Annotated in this window: 3 protein-coding genes (1 of these 3 cut by a window edge); all 3 read right to left on the reverse strand. The window is 66.2% G+C overall.

Annotated elements, in window-relative coordinates:
• Tightly spaced (each overlapping or abutting the next), the 3 genes in view from N4264_RS15855 to N4264_RS15865 form a layout consistent with a single transcriptional unit that may run on beyond the window.
• Window positions 1–12,930 carry a non-ribosomal peptide synthetase gene (locus N4264_RS15855; protein WP_261693210.1) on the reverse strand — a complete coding sequence of 4,310 codons (12,930 nt, stop codon included), beginning with the start codon at window positions 12,928–12,930 and terminating at the stop codon, window positions 1–3.
• Window positions 12,930–19,562 carry a non-ribosomal peptide synthetase gene (locus N4264_RS15860; RefSeq protein WP_261693211.1) on the reverse strand — a complete coding sequence of 2,211 codons (6,633 nt, stop codon included), beginning with the start codon at window positions 19,560–19,562 and terminating at the stop codon, window positions 12,930–12,932. Before N4264_RS15860 ends, N4264_RS15855 begins: the two co-directional genes overlap by 1 nt.
• Window positions 19,562–25,204: the 3' portion of a non-ribosomal peptide synthetase gene (locus N4264_RS15865; protein WP_261693212.1), read on the reverse strand. It continues 3,975 nt past the right edge of the window; 5,643 of the gene's 9,618 nt are visible here — the last part of the coding sequence; its start codon lies off the right edge, out of view; its stop codon occupies window positions 19,562–19,564. The genes N4264_RS15860 and N4264_RS15865 overlap by 1 nt, the downstream gene beginning before the upstream one ends.

Here is a 25,204-nt window from a genome sequence, read left to right on the forward strand (position 1 = left end):
CTACCACTCCAATTCTTCGTAAACGGCATTGCCGTTGGTGCCGTCAGATGCCGTTGCGGAGGTCGACATGCGCTTGACGTCGATATGCAGGGCCAGCTCGGCCAGGGTCTGAAGCTCGAAGATGTCCTTGAGCTGCACCGCGCCCGCGCAGCGTTGGTTGATCGCAAGAACCATGCGCGTAGCCAGCAGCGAGTGCCCGCCGAGCCGGAAGAAGTTGTCTTCCGCGCCGACCGGTTCGGAGCGTTCCAGCAGCTCCTGCCACAGCACCGCCAGCGTGCGTTCGGTTTCGGTCTCCGGCGCGCGGTACTGCGCGGCCGTCGCCGCCGACAGGTGCGGCAGCGCTGAGCGGTCGACCTTTCCGTTGGCCGTCAGCGGCAGGCTCGCCAGCACCTCGATCACCGTCGGGCGCATGTACTCGGCCAGGGTCTGGCGCAGCGCCTGTTGCAGCGACTCCACCAGGGCACCGCGCTCGGCGTCGGACACATTGCTCGCCACGAACGCCACGAGACGGCGATCACTGCCCACGCCCTGCACCACCGCCGCCGCATCGCTCACGCGTGCATCGTGCTTGAGCTGCGCCTCGATCTCGCCCAGCTCGATCCGGTAGCCGCGCAGCTTGACCTGCTCGTCGCGCCGGCCCAGGTATTCCAGTTCACCGTCCTGCGCCCAGCGCACGATGTCGCCGCTGTGATACAGCCGCGTCACCGTGCCATCGGCAAGACGGTGTTCGCGGAACCGGCTCGCCGTCAGCGAGTCGCGATTCTGGTAGCCCCGCGTCACGCCGTCGCCACCGATGCACAGCTCGCCCACCGCACCCGGCGGTACCCCTTCGTCCAGTTCGTTGAGCACGTACAACTGCGTGTTCTGGATCGGCCGGCCGATCGCCACGGCGTGACCGCAGCGCTGCAGATCTTCCGGACGACGCACCGTGTACACCGAACACCCCACCACCGTTTCGGTCGGGCCGTATTCGTTGACGTATTCCGCCTGCGGCAGACGATCGCGCTGCCACTTCACCACCGTCGCCGTCGACAGCTGCTCACCGCCGATCACCAGGCAATGTCGCAGAGCGATTGGTCCGGCCTGCGCCGCATCACTGGCATACAGGCCGTCCAGGTGCGCCGGCGTCAGCTTGAACAGCCATTCCTGCCCGTCCTCGAACAGGTAGCGGCCCAGGCCCGCAAACAGCGCGCCCGTCTCCGACGGCAGCACCACCAGGCACTTGCCCATCAGGAGCGGCGTGAACAGCGTCGTCACCGTCGCATCGAAGCTCAGCGGCGTGCCCATCACCGCGCCGCGGTGATACGGCTGCAGGTAACCCTGCGCGTGATCCAGGTAGTTCACCACGCCCTGGTGCGGTACCAGCACGCCCTTGGGCTGGCCGGTCGATCCCGAGGTGTAGATCACATACGCCAGTTGCTGCGGATCCAGCCCGTCCACCACCGGCGCCTGCACCGGGTATGCCGCCAGGGCCGCGGCATCGTCCAGGCACAGCGTCGACTCGCTCCAGCTCGCGCAGCGGCTGGCCAGTGCATGCACGCTCACGATGCAGCGCACGCGGCTGTCTTGGCACATGTACGACAGGCGCGCGTCCGGGTGTTCCGGTTCCAGCGGCAGGTAGGCACCACCGGCCTTCAGGATCGCCAGCACGCCGACCACCTGCTCCAGCGAGCGGCCCACGTGCAGGCCGACCACACTGCCCGGGCCCACGCCCTGGGCGCGCAGTGCCTGTGCCGCCCGGCTCGCCCAGGCGTCCAGGTCCGCGTAGCAGAGATTCCGCTCGCCGTCGGTCACCGCCAATGCCTGCGGCGTGCGCTGCACCTGCGCGTCGAACAGCTCGTGCACGCAGCGATCGCGCGGGTAATCCTTGGACGTCTGGTTCCAGGCCTGCCAGCGCGACTGGTCCTGCGCTGTCTGCATCGGCAGCTGGTAGACCGGCGATGCCGGCGCCGACAGCGCCGCACTCAGCAACGTCGCGTAGTGGGCCGACAGCTGCTCGATCGTCGCCGCATCGAACAGCGCCGTCGCGTACTGCCAGCTCAGCCGCAGCGCGCCCTCGTGTTCCCACGCCGTCAGCTCCAGGTCGTACTTGGTCGTCTGCGCCGCGTACGGCAGCGCGGTCACCGTCAGTTCCGGCAGCGCCAGGCGGCGCTGCGCCGTGTTCTGCAGGGTGAACAGAATCTGGAACAGCGGGCTGTGGCTCAGGCTGCGTTCCACCTGCAACCGTTCCACCACCTTGTCGAACGGTACGCCCTGATGACCGTAGGCATCCACCACGGTCGAACGCGTCGTCGCCAGCAGTTCGTCAAACCGCATCGACGGTGTCAGTTGCGTGCGCAGCGCCAGGTTGTTCACAAAGCAACCCACCAGCGGTTCCACCTCGCGCTGCAACCGTCCCGCCACCGGCGTGCCGATCACCACGTCGCGCTGGTCGCTGTAGCGGCTCACCAGCAAGGCCAGCACCGCCTCGAGCAGCATGAACGGCGTCACGTCGCGGGCCTGGCAGAACACACGGATGCGCTCCACCAGCGCGGCCGGCAACTCGCTGCGGTAATTGGCACCCGCTGGCACCATCTGCGCCGGACGCGGCCGGTCGCCCGGCAGCGTCGTCAGCTCCGGCGCTGCCGCCAGTTGCTGCGACCAGTAATCCAGCCCTTCGGCCAGCGTCTGCACCTGGGCCTGCTGCCACAGCGCGTAATCCGCATACTGCACCGGCAAGGCCGGCAGCGACGCCGGCTGGCCCTGGCTGTACGCCGCATACAATGCACCGAACTCCTCCACCAGCACGTCCATCGACCAGCCGTCCGAGGCGATGTGGTGCATCACCAGTATCAGCGCGTGCTCCTCGTCCGATAGCGCGACCAGCGTCGCACGCAGCATGCGGTCAAGACTCAGGTCAAAACCGGTATCGGCTGCCGCACGCACTTGCTCGGCGAGCAGAACCTGTCGCCCGGCGGGATCGTGTTCGCGCAAGTCCAGGTAGCCGCTCAGTGCCAGCTCATCCAGTGCCTGCACATGCTGCTGGACTGATCCGGTTTCGTCCTCGCGATACACCGTGCGAAGCACCTCATGGCGTTCCACGATGGTTTTCAGCGCCTCGGTGAGGGCATGCACATCCAGGCGGCCATGGATCGCGATCGGCAGTGCGATGTTGTACTGGCGACTGCCACCCGACAGCCGATCGATGAACCACAGCCGTTGCTGGGCAAAGGACAAGGGCGCCGGCGTCAGGCCGGCGCGCGCGCGAATGGCGCTGATCGACGGCGGCGCGCTGGCGCGCCGGATATCGACCAGTTCTGCCAATGCGGCGAGATCCTGCCGTTCGAACGCGTCCTTGACGCTCAGGTCGACGGCGAACCGGCTGTTGATCTGCACCACCATGCGCGTAGCCAGCAGCGAGTGCCCGCCGAGCCGGAAGAAGTTGTCTTCCGCGCCGACCGGTTCGGAGCGTTCCAGCAGCTCCTGCCACAGCACCGCCAGCGTGCGTTCGGTTTCGGTCTCCGGCGCGCGGTACTGCGCGGCCGTCGCCGCCGACAGGTGCGGCAGCGCTGAGCGGTCGACCTTTCCGTTGGCCGTCAGCGGCAGGCTCGCCAGCACCTCGATCACCGTCGGGCGCATGTACTCGGCCAGGGTCTGGCGCAGCGCCTGTTGCAGCGACTCCACCAGGGCACCGCGCTCGGCGTCGGACACATTGCTCGCCACGAACGCCACGAGACGGCGATCACTGCCCACGCCCTGCACCACCGCCGCCGCATCGCTCACGCGTGCATCGTGCTTGAGCTGCGCCTCGATCTCGCCCAGCTCGATCCGGTAGCCGCGCAGCTTGACCTGCTCGTCGCGCCGGCCCAGGTATTCCAGTTCACCGTCCTGCGCCCAGCGCACGATGTCGCCGCTGTGATACAGCCGCGTCACCGTGCCATCGGCAAGACGGTGTTCGCGGAACCGGCTCGCCGTCAGCGAGTCGCGATTCTGGTAGCCCCGCGTCACGCCGTCGCCACCGATGCACAGCTCGCCCACCGCACCCGGCGGTACCCCTTCGTCCAGTTCGTTGAGCACGTACAACTGCGTGTTCTGGATCGGCCGGCCGATCGCCACGGCGTGACCGCAGCGCTGCAGATCTTCCGGACGACGCACCGTGTACACCGAACACCCCACCACCGTTTCGGTCGGGCCGTATTCGTTGACGTATTCCGCCTGCGGCAGACGATCGCGCTGCCACTTCACCACCGTCGCCGTCGACAGCTGCTCACCGCCGATCACCAGGCAATGTCGCAGAGCGATTGGTCCGGCCTGCGCCGCATCACTGGCATACAGGCCGTCCAGGTGCGCCGGCGTCAGCTTGAACAGCCATTCCTGCCCGTCCTCGAACAGGTAGCGGCCCAGGCCCGCAAACAGCGCGCCCGTCTCCGACGGCAGCACCACCAGGCACTTGCCCATCAGGAGCGGCGTGAACAGCGTCGTCACCGTCGCATCGAAGCTCAGCGGCGTGCCCATCACCGCGCCGCGGTGATACGGCTGCAGGTAACCCTGCGCGTGATCCAGGTAGTTCACCACGCCCTGGTGCGGTACCAGCACGCCCTTGGGCTGGCCGGTCGATCCCGAGGTGTAGATCACATACGCCAGTTGCTGCGGATCCAGCCCGTCCACCACCGGCGCCTGCACCGGGTATGCCGCCAGGGCCGCGGCATCGTCCAGGCACAGCGTCGACTCGCTCCAGCTCGCGCAGCGGCTGGCCAGTGCATGCACGCTCACGATGCAGCGCACGCGGCTGTCTTGGCACATGTACGACAGGCGCGCGTCCGGGTGTTCCGGTTCCAGCGGCAGGTAGGCACCACCGGCCTTCAGGATCGCCAGCACGCCGACCACCTGCTCCAGCGAGCGGCCCACGTGCAGGCCGACCACACTGCCCGGGCCCACGCCCTGGGCGCGCAGTGCCTGTGCCGCCCGGCTCGCCCAGGCGTCCAGGTCCGCGTAGCAGAGATTCCGCTCGCCGTCGGTCACCGCCAATGCCTGCGGCGTGCGCTGCACCTGCGCGTCGAACAGCTCGTGCACGCAGCGATCGCGCGGGTAATCCTTGGACGTCTGGTTCCAGGCCTGCCAGCGCGACTGGTCCTGCGCTGTCTGCATCGGCAGCTGGTAGACCGGCGATGCCGGCGCCGACAGCGCCGCACTCAGCAACGTCGCGTAGTGGGCCGACAGCTGCTCGATCGTCGCCGCATCGAACAGCGCCGTCGCGTACTGCCAGCTCAGCCGCAGCGCGCCCTCGTGTTCCCACGCCGTCAGCTCCAGGTCGTACTTGGTCGTCTGCGCCGCGTACGGCAGCGCGGTCACCGTCAGTTCCGGCAGCGCCAGGCGGCGCTGCGCCGTGTTCTGCAGGGTGAACAGAATCTGGAACAGCGGGCTGTGGCTCAGGCTGCGTTCCACCTGCAACCGCTCCACCACCTTGTCGAACGGTACGCCCTGATGACCGTAGGCATCCACCACGGTCGAACGCGTCGTCGCCAGCAGTTCGTCAAACCGCATCGACGGTGTCAGTTGCGTGCGCAGCGCCAGGTTGTTCACAAAGCAACCCACCAGCGGTTCCACCTCGCGCTGCAACCGTCCCGCCACCGGCGTGCCGATCACCACGTCGCGCTGGTCGCTGTAGCGGCTCACCAGCAAGGCCAGCACCGCCTCGAGCAGCATGAACGGCGTCACGTCGCGGGCCTGGCAGAACACACGGATGCGCTCCACCAGCGCGGCCGGCAACTCGCTGCGGTAATTGGCACCCGCTGGCACCATCTGCGCCGGACGCGGCCGGTCGCCCGGCAGCGTCGTCAGCTCCGGCGCTGCCGCCAGTTGCTGCGACCAGTAATCCAGCCCTTCGGCCAGCGTCTGCACCTGGGCCTGCTGCCACAGCGCGTAATCCGCATACTGCACCGGCAAGGCCGGCAGCGACGCCGGCTGGCCCTGGCTGTACGCCGCATACAATGCACCGAACTCCTCCACCAGCACGTCCATCGACCAGCCGTCCGAGGCGATGTGGTGCATCACCAGTATCAGCGCGTGCTCCTCGTCCGATAGCGCGACCAGCGTCGCACGCAGCATGCGGTCAAGGCTCAGGTCAAACGCCCTGGCGCCTTCACTCGCCATCAGGCGTTCAAGGGCTGCACGTTGCTGCGCTACATCCTGTGACGACCAGTCCATTTCCGGAAGCGCGACGGCAGCGTCGGGATGGATCCGTTGCCACAGGCCATCCGCGTCCGCGTGATAGGTGGTGCGGAGTACCTCGTGACGCGCGAAAAGATCACGGACCGCGTGAAGCAGTGCCGCACGGTCCAGCCGGCCCGCCAGCGAAAGGCCAGTCACGATGTTGTAGCCCGCGTCGGACCGGCCATCGCCCGTCACGAACCAGATGCGCTGTTGCGCAAACGACAACGGCAGCTTTTCCGGGCGCCCGGTCGCACGAATACGCGGCGCGGCCGACATCGGCTTCGCCCCGATCAGCGCAGCCTGTTCCCGGATGGTGCGATGTTCAAAGATCTCGCGCAGCGACAGTTCGACCTCGAATTCGGCGCGAATACCCGAGACCAGGCGCGTGGCGAGGAGCGAATGCCCGCCCGCCTCGAAGAAGCCAACGGTCGCGCTGACCTGTTCGCGCCCGAGCAGGGAACGCCACAGCGCTTCCAGGCGGACTTCCAGCGGGGTTTCCGGCGCAACATGGGTCTGCCGGTAGAAATGCTGCGATTCGGGCGCCGGCAAGGCATTGCGATCGATCTTGCCATTGGGCGTCATCGGCAGGCGGTCGAGCACCAGGAACGCCGACGGCATCATGAAGCCGGTCAGCTCGCGTGCCAGCTGGCGCTTGCATTCGTGCAGCCATTCCGCCTCGTCAGCGGGTTCGGTGTCGGCCACCAGGTACGCTGCCAGGAAGGCTTCGCCACTCGCCGGCTCGTGCAGCGTCACCGCCGCCTCGCGCACACCGGCCAGCGTACACAGCTGCGCTTCGATCTCGCCCAGCTCCACGCGGTGACCGCGGATCTTCACCTGCGCGTCGCAACGGCCCACGTACAGCAGCTCGCCACTGCCCAGCCAGCGCACCAGGTCGCCGGTCCGGTACACGCGCTCACCGGAGGCCAGATAAACGAAGCGTTCCGCCGTCAGCGCATCGCGCCCCAGATACCCGCGGCTCACGCCGGCACCGCCGATCAGCAATTCGCCCTGCACGCCCACCGGCACCGGCTGCAGCGCTTCATCGACAACGTAGAACTGCGTGTTCGCAATCGGACGTCCGATCGTGACCGCCCGGCCACCGCCCAGCTGCGCACACGACGACCAGATCGCCGTTTCCGTCGGACCGTACAGATTGATCAACCGCGCCCGCGTGTGCCGCTCCAGCCGTTCCACCAGCGGCGCCGGACACGCCTCGCCGCCGACCATCAGCATGTCCAGCCCGGCCAGCGCTTCGCAGAAGGCCGGCAGTTCCATGTACATGCGCAGCAGCGATGGCGTGCACTGCAGATGCGTCACCGCATACCGCGTCATCAGCGCCGCGAACGAATGACCCGGCTCGGCATGACGCTGGTGGTCACCAATCACCACCGTGAAGCCCTGCGCCAACGGACACAGCAGTTCCAGGATCGAGATATCGAACGAATAGGCCGTCACCGCCAGCCATACGCCGCGCTCCAGGCCCAGGCACTCCTGCATCGCCGCACGGAAGTTGCCCAGCTGGCGGTGTTCCACCATCACGCCCTTCGGACGCCCGGTCGAGCCGGAGGTGTAGATCACATAGGCCAGGTCCGCGTCGTCGATGGCAAGATCCGGCGCATCCGGCACTTCGGCCACCGTCTCCAGCAGCACCGCTTCCACCGTCGCCGACAGCGCCGACAGGCCCGCCCGCAACTGACCGTCAGTCACGACCCACTGCAGCGCGCTGTCCTCGACGATGTAGGCCAGGCGCGCCGCCGGATAACCCGGATCCAGCGGCACATAGGCCGCACCGGCGCGGTGGATGCCCAGCAGGCCCACCACCATGTCCACGGTCCGCGGCAGGTACACGCCGACCAGGCTGCCCGGGCCCACGCCCCTGGCACGCAGCACCTGGGCCACGCCATCGGCGCGCGCCAGCAGGGTGCGGTAATCCAGGCGACGCTCACCGTCATCCAGCGCGATCGCAGCCGGCGTGCGCCGCGCCTGCGCGGCAATCTGCGCCGGCAGCGGCAGGTCGTCGTAGTGCCGCCCGGTCGCGTTCCACGCCGCCAATTGCCGGCGATCAACCTCCGGCAGCACATCCAGCGCCGACAGCGGGCGACGACTGTCGGCGATCACCGCCTGCGCCAACGCCAGGAAACTGCTCGCCAGCCGCTCGATCGTCGCGCGTTCGAACAGCGCCGTCGCATAACCCCACTGCAGTTCCAGGGCATCGCCCCGCGTCTGCACCGTCAGCTCCAGGTCGAAGCGGATGTTGTGCGTGCGCGACGACAGCGGCTCCACCCGCAGGCCATCCAGCACCAGGCTTTCCTGCTCGTAGTTCTGGAATGCCAGGAACACCTGGATCAGCGGGTGATGGCTCAGGTGACGTTCCACCTGCAACGTTTCCACCAGCAACTCGAACGGCACGTCCTGGTGGCGGAACACCGCCGCCGCCTGCGCCTTGTGCGCTTCCAGCAGCGTCGCGAAATCGGTCTCTCCCGCCAGCACGTGGCGGAACACCAGTGTGTTGGCGAAGAAGCCCACCAGCGACGCGGTACCCGGCTGGTTGCGTCCGGCAGCCGGCACACCGATCACCACGTCGTGACTGCCTGCGTACTTGCCCAGCAGCACCGCAAACAGCGCCTTGACCACCAGGAACAGCGTGCAACCGTGACGCTGCGCCAAGGCATTCAGGCCAGCCAGCAGCTCCCCCTCCAGGCGTTGCCGGTGCACGTGTCCCACATAGTCCGGCTGCGCCGGACGCGGCTTGTCCAGCGGCAGCCGATGCACCACCGGCACCCCGGCCAGTGCCTCACGCCAGTAACCCAGCTGTTCGGCCAGCACCGCTTCGCCCAGCGCACCCTGCTGCCAGGCGGCAAAGTCACCGTACTGGAACGGCAGCGCCGGCAGTGGATCCGGACGCCCCTGGCGCAGCGCGTCGTACAGCGCCATGAATTCCCGCGTCAGGATCGTCATCGACGTCCCGTCCGTGGCCAGGTGATGGATTGTCAGCAGCACGGCGTGGCGGTTCGCACCGAGCAGCGCCAACCGCGCCGCCACCACGCCCTCGGATGCCAGGTCGAAGTGCCGGCGCGCTTCCTGCGCCATCAATGCCTGCAACGCGGCTTCCTGTGGCGATGCCGCCAGGAAACTCAGATCGACGACGCCCAGCGTCAACGGCCGTGGCGGATTGACGCGCTGCTCCACGCCTTCGCCTTCGGCCACGTAGGTGGTGCGCAGAATCGCGTGCCGTTCCACCAGGGCGTTGAGCGCTGCCAGCAGCGCGTGCTGGTCGAGCGCGCCGTCCAGCTTGAGGGCCACGCGCAGGTTGTAGTGCGCGCTGCCCTCCTCCAGCTGCGTCAGGAAGTGCAAACGGCGCTGCGTATGCGATAGCGGGTAGCGATCGCGATTGAGCGGAACGATCGCGTCGGAGGGCGAACCGGCGGCACCGGACGCAGCGTCATCCAGCAGGCTCGCCTGTTCGGCAATCGTCTGGTGCAGGAAGATGTCGGCAAGACGCAGTTGGCAGCCGAACGCCGCGTTGATCGCCAGGACCAGACGCGTCGCTATCAGGGAATGGCCGCCCACGGCGAAGAAGTTCTGCCGCACGCTGATCTCGGTACGATCGAGCACCTGCTGCCAGATCGGCAGCAGCGCCGCTTCGGTCGGCGTACGTGGCGCGACGAAGGCTTCCGCGGCCGTGACTTCCGGCGCCGGCAAGGCATTGCGATCGATCTTGCCATTGGGCGTCATCGGCAGGCGGTCGAGCACCAGGAACGCCGACGGCATCATGAAGCCGGTCAGCTCGCGTGCCAGCTGGCGCTTGCATTCGTGCAGCCATTCCGCCTCGTCAGCGGGTTCGGTGTCGGCCACCAGGTACGCTGCCAGGAAGGCTTCGCCACTCGCCGGCTCGTGCAGCGTCACCGCCGCCTCGCGCACACCGGCCAGCGTACACAGCTGCGCTTCGATCTCGCCCAGCTCCACGCGGTGACCGCGGATCTTCACCTGCGCGTCGCAACGGCCCACGTACAGCAGCTCGCCACTGCCCAGCCAGCGCACCAGGTCGCCGGTCCGGTACACGCGCTCACCGGAGGCCAGATAAACGAAGCGTTCCGCCGTCAGCGCATCGCGCCCCAGATACCCGCGGCTCACGCCGGCACCGCCGATCAGCAATTCGCCCTGCACGCCCACCGGCACCGGCTGCAGCGCTTCATCGACAACGTAGAACTGCGTGTTCGCAATCGGACGTCCGATCGTGACCGCCCGGCCACCGCCCAGCTGCGCACACGACGACCAGATCGCCGTTTCCGTCGGACCGTACAGATTGATCAACCGCGCCCGCGTGTGCCGCTCCAGCCGTTCCACCAGCGGCGCCGGACACGCCTCGCCGCCGACCATCAGCATGTCCAGCCCGGCCAGCGCTTCGCAGAAGGCCGGCAGTTCCATGTACATGCGCAGCAGCGATGGCGTGCACTGCAGATGCGTCACCGCATACCGCGTCATCAGCGCCGCGAACGAATGACCCGGCTCGGCATGACGCTGGTGGTCACCAATCACCACCGTGAAGCCCTGCGCCAACGGACACAGCAGTTCCAGGATCGAGATATCGAACGAATAGGCCGTCACCGCCAGCCATACGCCGCGCTCCAGGCCCAGGCACTCCTGCATCGCCGCACGGAAGTTGCCCAGCTGGCGGTGTTCCACCATCACGCCCTTCGGACGCCCGGTCGAGCCGGAGGTGTAGATCACATAGGCCAGGTCCGCGTCGTCGATGGCAAGATCCGGCGCATCCGGCACTTCGGCCACCGTCTCCAGCAGCACCGCTTCCACCGTCGCCGACAGCGCCGACAGGCCCGCCCGCAACTGACCGTCAGTCACCACCCACTGCAGCGCGCTGTCCTCGACGATGTAGGCCAGGCGCGCCGCCGGATAACCCGGATCCAGCGGCACATAGGCCGCACCGGCGCGGTGGATGCCCAACAGGCCCACCACCATGTCCACGGTCCGCGGCAGGTACACGCCGACCAGGCTGCCCGGGCCCACGCCCCTGGCACGCAGCACCTGGGCCACGCCATCGGCGCGCGCCAGCAGGGTGCGGTAATCCAGGCGACGCTCACCGTCATCCAGCGCGATCGCAGCCGGCGTGCGCCGCGCCTGCGCGGCAATCTGCGCCGGCAGCGGCAGGTCGTCGTAGTGCCGCCCGGTCGCGTTCCACGCCGCCAATTGCCGGCGATCAACCTCCGGCAGCACATCCAGCGCCGACAGCGGGCGACGACTGTCGGCGATCACCGCCTGCGCCAACGCCAGGAAACTGCTCGCCAGCCGCTCGATCGTCGCGCGTTCGAACAGCGCCGTCGCATAACCCCACTGCAGTTCCAGGGCATCGCCCCGCGTCTGCACCGTCAGCTCCAGGTCGAAGCGGATGTTGTGCGTGCGCGACGACAGCGGCTCCACCCGCAGGCCATCCAGCACCAGGCTTTCCTGCTCGTAGTTCTGGAATGCCAGGAACACCTGGATCAGCGGGTGATGGCTCAGGTGACGTTCCACCTGCAACGTTTCCACCAGCAACTCGAACGGCACGTCCTGGTGGCGGAACACCGCCGCCGCCTGCGCCTTGTGCGCTTCCAGCAGCGTCGCGAAATCGGTCTCTCCCGCCAGCACGTGGCGGAACACCAGTGTGTTGGCGAAGAAGCCCACCAGCGACGCGGTACCCGGCTGGTTGCGTCCGGCAGCCGGCACACCGATCACCACGTCGTGGCTGCCTGCGTACTTGCCCAGCAGCACCGCAAACAGCGCCTTGACCACCAGGAACAGCGTGCAACCGTGACGCTGCGCCAAGGCATTCAGGCCAGCCAGCAGCTCCCCCTCCAGGCGTTGCCGGTGCACGTGTCCCACATAGTCCGGCTGCGCCGGACGCGGCTTGTCCAGCGGCAGCCGATGCACCACCGGCACCCCGGCCAGTGCCTCACGCCAGTAACCCAGCTGCTCGGCCAGCACCGCTTCGCCCAGCGCGCCCTGCTGCCAGGCGGCAAAGTCACCGTACTGGAACGGCAGCGCCGGCAGTGGATCCGGACGCCCCTGGCGCAGCGCGTCGTACAGCGCCATGAACTCCCGCGTCAGGATCGTCATCGACGTCCCGTCCGTGGCCAGGTGATGGATTGTCAGCAGCACGGCGTGGCGGTTCGCACCGAGCTTTACCAGGCGCACCGCCATCACACCGTCGGACGTCAGGTCGAAGTGCCGCCGCGCCTCCTGCGCCATCAGCGCCTGCAAGGCCTCGTCCTGCGCGTCACCGACCAGTCCGGTCAGGTCCACGTGCTCCAGCGCCAACGGCGTCGCCGGATTCACGCGCTGCTCGGCGCTGCCGTCTTCCACGCCGTAGGTCGTGCGCAGGATCGCATGCCGTTCTACCAGGGCATTGAGTGCGGCCAGCAGGGCCTTTTCATCGAGCGCGCCATCCAGCGTCAGCCCGACGCGCAGGTTGTAGTGCGCGCTGCCCTCCTCCAGCTGCGTCAGGAAGTGCAGGCGACGCTGCGTATGCGATAGCGGGTAGCGATCGCGATGCAAAGCTTCGATGACACCCGGCCGCGACCGGGCGGCCAGGTAGGTGACGATCGACTCCCGATTGTCGCGAACCAGTTCGCGCAGGGCCGCGGAAAACTGGCCCGGCTTGGCCTTGAACGCGAGCTGGCCTTTGTCGAGATAGAGGTGAACACCCGCTTCGAAGGCGGATCTGACGATCTGGGCGGCATCCATCACACCAACCCCGATTCGGCGTACTCGTCGCTGTCGACCAACTCTGCCGGCACGCGGCTTCCGGCGTCGGCGACCAGTCGTTCCACGATCGCAGCCACGCCTCTCACCGTCGCCGCCGAGAAGAAGTCGTTGAACTGGAAGTTCTCGCCACTGAGCTGGTACTTCTCGCGCAGCGCCGTGATGACGCGCACCGCGAGAATCGAGTTTCCGCCCAGTGCAAAGAAGTTGTCCGTGACGCCGATGGCTTCCTTCTGCAGCAACTGCTGCCAGACGGCAACGATCTCCTCTTCGAACGGCGTCTCCGGCGCGACGTAGGCAGCCCGCGCGGACGCGGCGAAATCGCGCGTCGGCAGGTTGCGGCGATCGACCTTGCCGTTGGCGGTAAGCGGAATATCCGAAAGCGCAATATAGATGTCCGGCACCATGTAGGCGGGCAGCGACTGGCGAAGCCCTGCGCCGAGCCGTTCGGCCAGCGGCGCATCCTGCCAGTCGGCGGCCGCGGCCATGCCCGGTGCATCGGGTACCACATAGGCGACCAGGCGCCGCTCGTTCTTCTCGCCCACGGTCACGACGACCGATTCCTTCACACCGTCGAGCTTGACCAGCTGGCTCTCGATTTCGCCCAGCTCGATGCGATAGCCGTTGATCTTGACCTGGCTGTCCTCGCGGCCGAGAAACTCGATATTGCCGTCGGCCATCCAGCGCGACAGGTCGCCGGTGCGATAGAGCCGTCCACCTGCTTCCTCATCGACAATGAAACTGGCTTCGGTCTTGCGCGCATCACCGTAGTAGCCGAGGGCGACACCGATACCGCCGATGTACAGGTCACCTCGGACCCAGACCGGACACGGCTGCCGCTCGGCGTTGAGAATCTTCATGCACTGGTTATCCAGCGGCTTGCCATAGGGCACGCTGCGCCATTCGGGGTCGATGGCCTCGACGTGGTAACCCACCGACCAGATGGACGCTTCGGTCGCGCCGCCAAGGCTGTAGATCGTGCCCTGTGGGAGGGCCGCGCGGATCTGACCCGGCAGCTCCAGCGGAATCCAGTCACCGCTCATCATCACCACGCGCAGCGGCAGCGTCGTGGTGTTCGACGCCATGTCGTCAAACAGCAGCTTTGCCAGTGCAGGAACGCTGTTCCAGATCGTCACCGAGTGCCTCTGGCACAGTTCGCGCCACACCTGCGGATCCCGCGTCTGGTTCGCGCCGGGAATTACCAGCGCAGCGCCGGCGGCCAGCGCACCGAAGATGTCATACACGGAAAGATCAAAGTTCAACTCGGAGATCGCAAAGATGCGGTCAGCAGGACCAACGGCGAATCGCCGGTTGATGTCCACGATGGTATTGACCGCGCCGGTGTGATCGATCATCACGCCCTTGGGCACACCGGTCGATCCGGAGGTGAAGATCGTGTAGGCGAGGTCAGATGCCTTTTGCACCACGGCACCCTTTGCCGCATCGCCGGCCAGCGCTTCTTCCGGATGCAGTACGACAGGCTCGACGAGCAATGCGGCATCCAGCCCGCTGACGTCCATGCCCTCCTGCACCAGCACCACGCGCGTCTGGGTCTGCTCCAGCAGGACATCGATGCGCTGCTGCGGCAGGCTGGCGTCAATCGGCAGGTACGCCCCACCCGCCTTGAGGATCGCGATCACTGCCACGACCTGCTGCCAGCCCTTGCGCATCAGCACGGCAACATGCTGGTTTGCACTGACCCCATGGGCCGAAAGGCGCGCAGCAAGTCGTGTGCTCTCGCGATCAAGCTGGCGGTAGGTCAGCGTGACGTCCGGCGAGATGACCGCCGGCGAGTCGCCAAATGCCGGCACGTTGTCGACAAACAATTCGTGCAGCAGTCGGGATTCGCGCGGTGCGTCCGTGGCATTGCTCGCATCGATCAGTGCCCGTTGCCAGGCCGGCAGCAACGAAATCACGCGCTGGTGGCGCGCCTGTGCATCGTCGGCCAGACGCTCCAGCCAGCCGACGTAGGCGGCGAACATGTCGTCGAGCACGCCGGGGAAAAACAGCGCGTCGACGCAGTTCCAGGTGATCGCCACGCTGTCGCCGTCGTCATAGACCTGGCAGTCCAGGTAGACCTGTGAAGTCTGCGTGGCACCGATCGCCGTGGTGCCGTTGTTCATCAGCTGCTGTGCGCGGCTCTCGCGCTCTTCGGCTTGACGGAAGCCGACCAGACCGGTGAACACCACCGGCATGAGCGCCGCACCGGCGGACTTGCCCCGTCCCATCAACTGGCGCAGCACGTCCACGCCGCTGAACAGGCGATGGTCGATGTCATTGAGCAGCTGGCGCTGCGTCTGCACGGCGCGCTCGACGAAACTCGAATGCGGCGTCACGTGGACTTCCAGCAAACTGGAAGACGTGAAGTCGCCGATGAGGCGTTCCACGTCCTGGTGCAGCGGCAGGCGGTTGAACAGGGTGAGATTGAGGGTGAAGTCGCGGCGTGCGCCCCAGTAGGCAAGCACATCGGCGAACGCGGTGACCAGCAGGTTGATTGGCGTCACCTGCAATTGGCTGGCACAGGCGCTGAGCTTTTCCCAGGTCTCACGCGCCAGCCGGTGATTGCGACGCACGAATTCGGGCTTGTCCAGCTGCGAGGGATCCAGCGCCAGCGGAAGCTCCGGCGCTTCCGGCAGTGTGTCGATGCGACTGAGCCAGTACTGGCTGGCCTCGCGCCAGGCCGCAGTCTGCTTGAGCCGCGACTCCGCCATCACGTAGTCGCGGAAAGAGATCTCCAGCGTCGGCAACGCCGTTTCCGGATCCAGGTACAGCTCCAGCAATTCGCGCACGAGAATGGCGCGGCTGCGGGCGTCCATGATGATGGCATCGGTACACACGTGCAGTCGCCCGACGCCACCGGGCAGCAAGGTCACCCGGAAATCGAAAATCGGCCAGCGATGCACGGAACGCACCTGGCTGCGCATTTCTTCGCGCAGTTCGTCCAGATGCCGGGCGAGCGCTTCCCCGGACTCCCGCGAGAAGTCAAAGGTCGCTATCGCGTAGTCCGGCACCTGTTCGAGGATGCGCTGGTCACCGGAGTCGCCGATCACCGCCCGCAACATGTCGTGGCGCGCGATGATCCGGCGCAAGGCGCCCACCATGCGCGAATGGTCGTAGTCGCCGATGTCGTGTTCGACATAGCCCTGGGTCGCCACATTGCCCAGATCGAAGGCGCTGTTGCGCCCCAGCCAATAGGCTTGCTGGATGCCCGTCAGCGGGAACGGTTCGTGCCGCTGCGTCGGATCGGCTTCGATCACAGCGACTTCGCGCCGGCCCGCGTCGGTCCCGCGCTTGGTCTGGATCAACTGTGCGCAGCCGGCGATGGTCGGCGCGTCAAAGAATTCGCGCAGCGACAACTCCGCATCGAACCGGCGCGCAACCGCGGTGATGATCTGCAGTGACTTGAAGGAATTGCCGCCCAGCGCGAAGAAGTTGTCCTCGACGCCGATGTCCGCCGCGCCGAGTACCTGGGTCCAGATCGCGGACAACTCCCGCTCCAGCTGCGAACGCGGTAGCACTGTGGCCGCCTTTTCCGAGCGGCTGGCTTCCCACTGGCGCATCCGGTTGCGGTCGATCTTTCCGCTTGCGGTGTAGAGCAACGCCTCCACCGGCGCGATGACGGCGGGCACCATGTACGGCGGCAGCACGGATGCCAGTCGCTGGCGGATCGCCTCTGCCAGAACCGTCCACGTCGGGGCGTTATCGTCCGTGGTCACGAACGCGGCGATGAAGGCATCGCCAGTGCTTTCGTCGACCTTCGGCACGACCACGCAGGAACGGACATGTGGGCAATTGACCAGTACCGCTTCGACTTCTTCCGGTTCAATGCGCTGGCCATTGAGCTTGAACTGGTTGTCACGACGGCCAAGAAAACGAATCGATCCGTCGGGCAACAGATAGCCCAGGTCGCCGGTGCGGTAGGCGCGGCGGCCATCCCCGGCCGCGCTGAAGCGTTCATCGGTCAGTGCCGGCAAGTTGATGTAACCCTCGGCCAGCGCCGCGCTTTCCACCACCAGTTCGCCCGGCTGGTAGACGGACGCCGCGCTACCGGATGCATCCACGATGCGCAGGCGCGAACCGGGCATCACGCCCGCGAGGTAGCGGCAGGCGTCAAGACCTTCATCCACGCGACGTGTCTGCATCGATACGAGCGTGGCTTCACTGCTGCCGTACAGGTTGATGACGGCGCAATGGCCCGGCAGCGACACCTCCGCCAGACGCAGGGTTGCCGCATCCGGTGCCTCGCCGCCGAACACGGCTGCCCGGAGCGCAGCGAACGCCCTCCCCTTGGCCTCCGCGAACAGATATTTGAAGACGCTGGCAGAGGAGTGGTAGACCGTGACGCCCTCGTCGATGGCCAAGAGCACCTCTTGCGGTGAACGCCTTTTCAGGTCCATCAGCTGCAGGCAGGCGCCGGTCGTCAGCGCGGCAAACATGTCGAGCACCGCAGCGTCGTGACTGAAGGAAGCCACCTGCAGCAGGCGATCGTCGGGCCCGATGTTCAGCGCGGAGGCGTAGCAGTCAACGTAGTAGGCCACGTGCCTATGGCGCTGCATCACGCCCTTGGGTTTTCCGGTGGAACCGGAGGTATAGAGAACGTACGCCAGCTCCGATGGCGCGGCTGGCACCGGCGCCAGGGCTTCGACACCTGCGGCGCCGATGTCGATGAGCGTGGCAGCCTGCAGATCAGCCACGACAGCGTCCGTACGGCTGTTCTTGACGATCCAGCCGATCGCCGCGTCTTCGACGATGTAGCGCAGCCGCTCCAGCGGGTATTCCGGATTGAGCGGCACATACACCTTGCCGGCCTTGATGCAGGCCCAGATCGCCACGACCACGTCGACGCCGTGATTGAGGCACAGGCCGATTCGCGACTGATCGCTGCCGGCCAGCACCGCGGCAAAACGGTCGCTCAGGGCATCCAGCTCGCGGTACGAAACCTCACGCCCTTCCGCGCGGATCGCCACGGCCCCCGGCCGCGTTGCGACCTGCTGCCTGAAGCGGGTCAGCACCGGTGTGGTATCCACGACCGATGTGGCGCGGTCCAGCACCGCGGCAGGCACCGCACTCTCGAACAGCGGGTACTCCCCAATCTTCCGGTCCGGATCCTCCACGATCGCGCCGAGCAAGCGTTCAAACTGCTGCGTCAGATAGGTGATGGTTTCCGGCTTGAAGAGCGCCTTGCGCGCGACCCAGGCGATGGAGAGCCCGTCGTCTGCTTCACTCGCGTACACATTCAGTTCGTACTTCGCGGTATCGACCTGTGCACTGTCATCCGGGCGGATCACGCAGCCCGGCAATTCCACCGTCACCTGTTCGTTGTTCTGAAGCACGAACCAGATCTGGAACAGGGGGTTGTAGGCGCTGCTGCGCGGCGGATTGAGCGCCTCCACGAGTTGCTCAAAAGGCAGGTACTGGTATTCGTGTACCGAGAGGTTGTTGTCCCGGTTGGTCTGCAGGTGTTCGGCAAAGGTGCGCCCGGCGTCGAACCGGTTCCGCAGTACGACCGTGTTGATGAACAGGCCGACCAGCGGCTCGAGCGCCGCATCGATACGGCCCGACATCGGCGTTCCGACCACAATGTCCTGCTCGTGGCTGAAACGGTGCAGGAGCAGCGAAAACGCGGTTTGCAACAGCATGAACAGCGTCGCGCCGCGCGCGCTGCAGGTGCTCTTGATGCGCGTCAACAATGCACGATCAATGCGTTGCTCGATGCGCACCGCAGCGACATCCGGCTCCGCCTGCCGCGCATGATCCAAGGGCAAGGCGTGGATCTCGGGAATGTCTTTCAGGTAGTTCGTCCAGAACGCGAGCGCGCTGGCCTTGAACGGCCCCTCCAGCAGTTCCCGCTGCCAGCCGGCGTAGTCCGCATACTGGATGGAAAGTTCCTGCGCCGGAATCTCTTCGCCGGCCACCGCCTCGGCGTAGAAGCGCTTGAGTTCCTTGACGAATACGCCGAGCGACCACCCGTCGGAGGCGATGTGGTGCATGCAAAATGTGATCGCGTGTTCGCGCTCGGACAGCCGCACGACCTGCATGCGCAGCATCAGGTCCTGCTCAAGATCGAAGGGGGCTTCGGCATCCTCGCGGATCAATGCGGCCAGCGCCTGCGCCTGTTCTCCGGCGGGCAGTGCGGAAAGGTCCGCGTGGCGGCAAGGCACTTCGAACTCGGCATTGGCGAACTGGAAGAACGCGCCGCCCAGCTCGACGATATTCGTGCGCAGAACCTCATGTCGCTGCGCAATACGGTGGACGGCGCGGCGCAGCGCAGCCAGGTCGAGCACGCCCTCTGCACGGAACACGCCCTGGATATTGAACTGCCGGCTGCCACCGCCGAGGCGATCGACGAGCATCAGCTGCTGCTGGCCGTAGGAAAGCGGCGTATCGCTTTCGCGTTCGCGACGCACGATCGACGGTAAGGTCTGCGTGGCGCGCCCCTGGATCTCCAGGTAGCGCAAGTACTCGACGATGGCCGCCTTGTTGGCGACGATCGCCTCACGCAGTTCCGCGGGAATGCCCGTGCCGGTCGGTGCCCGATACGACAATCCGCCGTCCTTCAGGAAAAGGACGACTTCCATGCCGAGCGCTTTCTCGATGATTGCTTCCGGTGACATTAAAAGCTTCCCTCTTCGATGCCGGCGCCCGATTCGAGCAGTAGTTTTTCCTTGGCCAGCAGCCGGCTGTAGCGCGACTTGGCGTCGATCAGTCGCGCCGTCGCTTCAATCGTCGGATGCTGGAAGAACTCTTTGACGCTCAGCGATGCCGCGTCGAGTGCGAATGTCTTGACGACCTTGCTGGTCAGCCGTGTCACCAGCAGCGAGTGGCCACCCAGCTCGAAGAAGTCGTCGTCGATACCGATGTCGTCGTGGCCGAGGAGCTCGCGCCAGATGCCAAGCAGCTGTGACTCGGTGTCGGTGTTGGGCGCGCGCATCTGGCGCGCGAAGCGCCACCCTGCATGACTGGCTGCCGCGTCCTGGAGTGCGCGCTTGTCGATTTTTCCGTTCGGAGTGAGCGGCATTGCGTCGAGCAGCACGAACTTTGCCGGAATCATGAATCCCGGGAGTCTGCCGAGCAGGGTTTGCCGCAGCTGCAGGAAAACCGCGTCGTTGGCGGCCGCTGCCTCGCCGGCCTTCAATACGATGAAAGCCACCAGCGACTTCTCGCCGTTCGCGTCTTCGCGCACGACGGTCACCGCCTGCTGGACACAGGCGTTTTCGGCGATGATTGCGTCGATTTCCGCTGTCTCTACACGGTAGCCGCGGATCTTCACCTGGTGGTCTGCCCGCGCGATGTAGTGGAAGATTCCATTCGCGTCGATCTTCACCAGATCGCCGGTCCGATAGAGACGCCCGGCGCCTTCCAGCACACCGTCGAGGAAACTCCTCGCATTCAGGTCGTCGAGGTTGATGTAGCCGTTGCTGACGCCCACGCCACCGATGTACAGCTCGCCCACCACGCCGCGCGGCTGCAGCTTCATCTGTTCGTTGAGTACGTATGCCGAACAGTTGTAGATGGGACGGCCGATCGGCACCGTGACTGCGTGGCTGGCCGCTTCTGTCTTGTCATAGTCGGCGGCGAGCGCAATGTCGGTGCACTCGCTCGGACCGTACATGTTCAACAGGCGCGCACGGCAAGCCGGACTCCCGAGCCAGGCACGAAGCTGGTTCAGGCGGATGGCCTCGCCCCCCAGGGCGAGAAGACGCAGCGACGACAGCGCCGGCCACCGCTCGGGCGACTCCACCAGTTGATAGGCCGCGCTCGGTGCGCAATTCACGACCGTGACCTGCTGTTCGGCAATCAAGGCTGAAATGGCTACCGGATCGAAGTACTCATCGGGAATCACCAGCGTTCCGCCCGCCAGCAGCGGCGCAAAGAGATTCTTCTGCGTCATGTCAAAGCCGATCGAACCGATGAGCAGACAGCGGTCTTCGGACGCGAACCCGTAGTCGTGCTGGTACCACAGCACCAGGTTCAGGAAGCTCTCCTGGCGCACGACGACGCCCTTGGGCTGGCCTGTCGAACCCGACGTATAGACGACGTAGGCGAGCCCCTTCCCGTTCAGCCGCCGGATCCCGTGCAACACCGCCGGATCGTCGGAACAGCACTGGAACTCACGGGCAAATCCATCGTCGTCCATGCAGCAGATGGCCAGCTGCCCGGGGCCACCATCGAGCTGGGCGACCGACTCACGGTCGCCCAGCAGCAGCGCGGCACGCGAATCCTGGAGGATGTAGCCCACCCGTTGCGCCGGGTACCCCAGGTCGATGGGCAGGTACGGGGAGCCGGACTTCATCACTGCCATGATCGCAACGACGAGGTCGATACCCCGTTTCATGTAGATCGCCACCGGCCGGTCGCCCGCATAGCCGCTGGTGATCAACCAGTTGGCCAGGCGGTTGGAACGCGACTCCAGCTGGGCATAGCTCAGTTGCTGCGCGCCGTGGACCACCGCCAGCGTATCGCCGCGTTGCTGTGCCACCCGTTCGAAGCGCTCGCCGACAAGGCCGCCGGCAGTCACAGCCGCCGGCAAGCGACGAGGGGGCGCCAGCAATTCCGCGCGTTCCGCGTTGCCGACAATGTCGATTTCCAGGATGCGGACATCGACGTCCTCGACGACCGCCTCCAGCAGGCAAACGAAGGAATCGAACAGCCGGCGAATCGTGCCGGCTGTGAACAGCGCCGTATCGAACTGCCACTGGCAGACCAATCCGTCGTCGCTCTCCGACACCATCAGTTCCAGGTCGAACTTGACCGGCCTTTCGCCGTCTTCGTCCAGCACGCGGAACGCCAGCGCCGGCAGATTGAGCCGACTGAGTTTGCGCGCCGGATCGTCCTGCAACGAGAACAGAATCTGGACCAATGGCGCATGGGCCGGATTGCGCGCCTGCGTGAGCGCATCGACGAGCACATCAAAGGGAACGTGCTGATGTTCGAAGGCACCAAGGAACGCATTACGCCCGCGCCGCAGCAGGTCGCCGAAGCGCAGGTTGTCCCGGCAATCCGTGCGCAATACCAGCGTGTTGACGAAGAAGCCGATCAGCGGTGCCGTGTCAGCCCGGTGACGATTGGCGACGGGCGTACCTACCAGCACGTCGCGATTTTCGCTCCAGCGCGCGATCAGCAGCGCAAACGCCGTCTGCAACGTGACGAACAGAGTCGTATCGTGTGTTCGACTCAACGCCTTGAGCCGTCCGGCCAGATCGCCGGAGAGGCGCGTCGTCCAGCTGGCGCCACGCAACGAGGGGACATCGCCGCGGGGATAGTCCAGCGGCAGCGAGTGGCACTGTGGCGCACCGTCCAGGTACTGCCGCCAGTATGTGATGCCTTCCGCGAGGGCACCCGCCTCGGCCATGCGCCGCTGCTGCGCCGCGTAGTCCTTGTACTGCAACGGTAGCGGTGGCAGCAGGCGTTCCTGGCCTTCGAGCAGCCCGGCGTAAAGCTCGCCGAATTCCGCGATGAGACGGTCCACCGACCAGCCGTCGGCAGCGATGTGATGCACGGTGAGGAAAAGTACGGCTTCATCCGGCGACACCCGCAGCAGGCTGGCGCGCAGCAGCAGATCGCGACGGAGGTCGAACACGGTGTTCTGCTCCAGCCGTCTCAGACGCTGCACCGCAGCGTCACGGTTTTCGTCGCCCAGCGGAAGCACTGAAAGCGTCAGCTGGCCATCCGCGTTGACGATTTGAACGGGATGATCGGCCGCATCGACGGCAAAGACGGTGCGCAGGCTTTCGTGGCGCGCCACGATGCGACGCAATGCCGTCTCGATGAGATGCGGAGCGATGGCACCTTTCAGTTCCAGCGCCACCGGCATGTTGTAGTGGCTGCTGCCCTGCTCCATCTGGTCGATAAACCAGATCCGCTGCTGTTCGAACGACAGCACCCCCGTCTGGCCCGTCCAGCGCGGATGCGCCTCAGCCGGCGCCGAGGGCATCTGCCGCTTCGCATCGATGAATGCCGCCAGTCCGGCGACGGTGGCGTGGTCAAAGAATTCCCGATAGGTCGGACGGACGCCAAATTGCGCTTCGACCGCACCAAGCACATCGGAAATCAGCAGTGAATAGCCGCCAGATTCGAAGAATCCCAGATCGGGATCGTCCACGCCGGCGCCGAGAAATGAGGTCCAGATATCGCGAACCGCCGCCTCGGTTTCCGTCAACGACCGGCGCACCGTGCGGGACGTCGGTCCCACCTCAAGGGACGCGAGCTGCTTCTTGTCGATCTTGCCGTTGCGATTCAGCGGCAAAGACTCCAGGGCGACAATCACCGTCGGGACCATGTAGGACGGCAACTGTGCATCCAGCTGGCGGCGCAGGTCTTCCACCAATGTCGCGTTGGCGCCGGTCGCATGCGGAGCGATGTAGGCGGCCAGGACGGCATCGTCGGCAGCCATTTTCCGCACGAAGACCGAGACTTCCTTGATCGCCGGATGCGCCGCAATGCATTTTTCCACCTCTGCGCATTCCACCCGGTGGCCGCGGATCTTCACTTGTTCGTCGATCCGGCCTTCGAAGATCAGGTCGCCATCGGCAAGCAGTCTTACCCGGTCGCCCGTCCGGTAGATCGGCAGCACAGCACCATTGTCCAGCGGCAGGTCGACAAAGGCGGCGCGGGTCTGGTCCGGTTTGTTCAGATAGCCCTTGGCGAGCGCAATGCCCGAAATGCACAGTTCGCCGACGGCACCGTGCGGCACGGGCCGCAGCCCCTTGTCGACGACGTGCACGACCAGCCCTTCCATGGCCTGGCCTATCGTCAGTTTTCCGTACGTTTCGTTGATCCCACCGATGGTCGCGCAGACTGTCGACTCGCTGGGCCCGTAGGCGTTGATAAAGCGGCAGTGCGCCGACCAGCGCCGCGCTTCTTCCAGCGAAACCGCCTCGCCGGCAGAAATAACGTGGGTCAATGTCGGCCAGGCGGCCGGTTGCAGACGCTTGAGCACGACCGGCGGCAGCGTCGCATGGGTGACGCGGTGCGCGGACGCCCATCGGGTCAAAGCCGCGGCGTCAGGGACGACGTCTTCCGGCACCAGGATCAGCTCGGCACCGGTGGCCAGTGCGGTGCTCCACTCGGACGTGGCCGCGTCAAAACTGAAGGACGCGAATTGCAGCACGCGGGAGCTGTCGTCGATACCGAATGCGCGTGCCTGCACGACCGCAAGGTTGATCAATCCACGATGCGCGATCAGAACGCCCTTGGGCTGTCCGGTGGAACCGGAGGTGTAGATGACGTAGGCGTCGCTGTCCGGCGACACGCCGACCTGCGCGGGCGCGATGTCATCGGGCGCCAGCCCGGCGAGCGTGACGTCCAGGGCTGGATCATCCAGCACGAGCTGCGCGCGCCCCGCAAAAACCGGCGCGCACTCACTGGCAAGCCGGACGGTGCTCAACACACAGACAGGATCGGCGTCGCTGAGAATGTAGGACTGGCGCGCAGCCGGATAGCCCGGATCGACAGGCACGTAGGCGCAGCCCGCCTTCAGCACGGCAATCGTCGCGACGATCAGGTCGATGCTGCGCGGCAAGCACAGCGCCACGCGCGAACCCGGTGCCACGTTGCGGGCCAGGAGCAACCGCGCGAGCCGGTTTGCCCGCTGGTTGAGCTGGCCATACGTCATCATCTGGTCGCCATGGCGAACAGCGACAGCATCGGCACACAAGGCCGTCCTGCGCTCCACCAGTTGATGCACGCCGGCGACGTCGGACACAGGCGCCCATTCTCCAGCCGGAGCCAGTGCCGGCCGCAGACCGATCTCACCGACGTGTTTCCCGGGCGCGTCCGCGACGCGCTCCAGCAGGTCCACGTAGGCCGAAGCCAGCGCCGCTACCGATTCGCGCTGAAACAGCCCGGGCGCAGAAATCCAGCGGCACAGCCAGCGGTCGTCCGAACGACAGACCAGCAGCTCCAGGTCGAACTTCGTGGCCACCGCCGGTTCCGGCAGGCGCTCGAACCGCAGTCCTCCCGCCGTCATGCGTTCCGGCAGGTCGTCCTGGAAGGCGAACAGGAGCTGGAAGACCGGATGCACGCCCGGATCCCGTTGCGGCCGAATGGCTTCGACGACCCGTTCAAACGGAATGTCCTGGTTCTCCAGGGCCTGGGCGGCGGTCCGCTGGAAATGCGTGAGGTAGTCCGCGAAGCGCTGGTCGGAGCGGAAGCGATGCACGTAGGCCAGCACATTGACGAACATGCCGACGGTCGACTCCAGTTCCGTCGACCCGCGTCCCAGCACCGGACTGCCGATCACGACCTCGTCGCTGTA

The organism is Tahibacter amnicola (assembly GCF_025398735.1).
Lineage (GTDB): Bacteria > Pseudomonadota > Gammaproteobacteria > Xanthomonadales > Rhodanobacteraceae > Tahibacter > Tahibacter amnicola.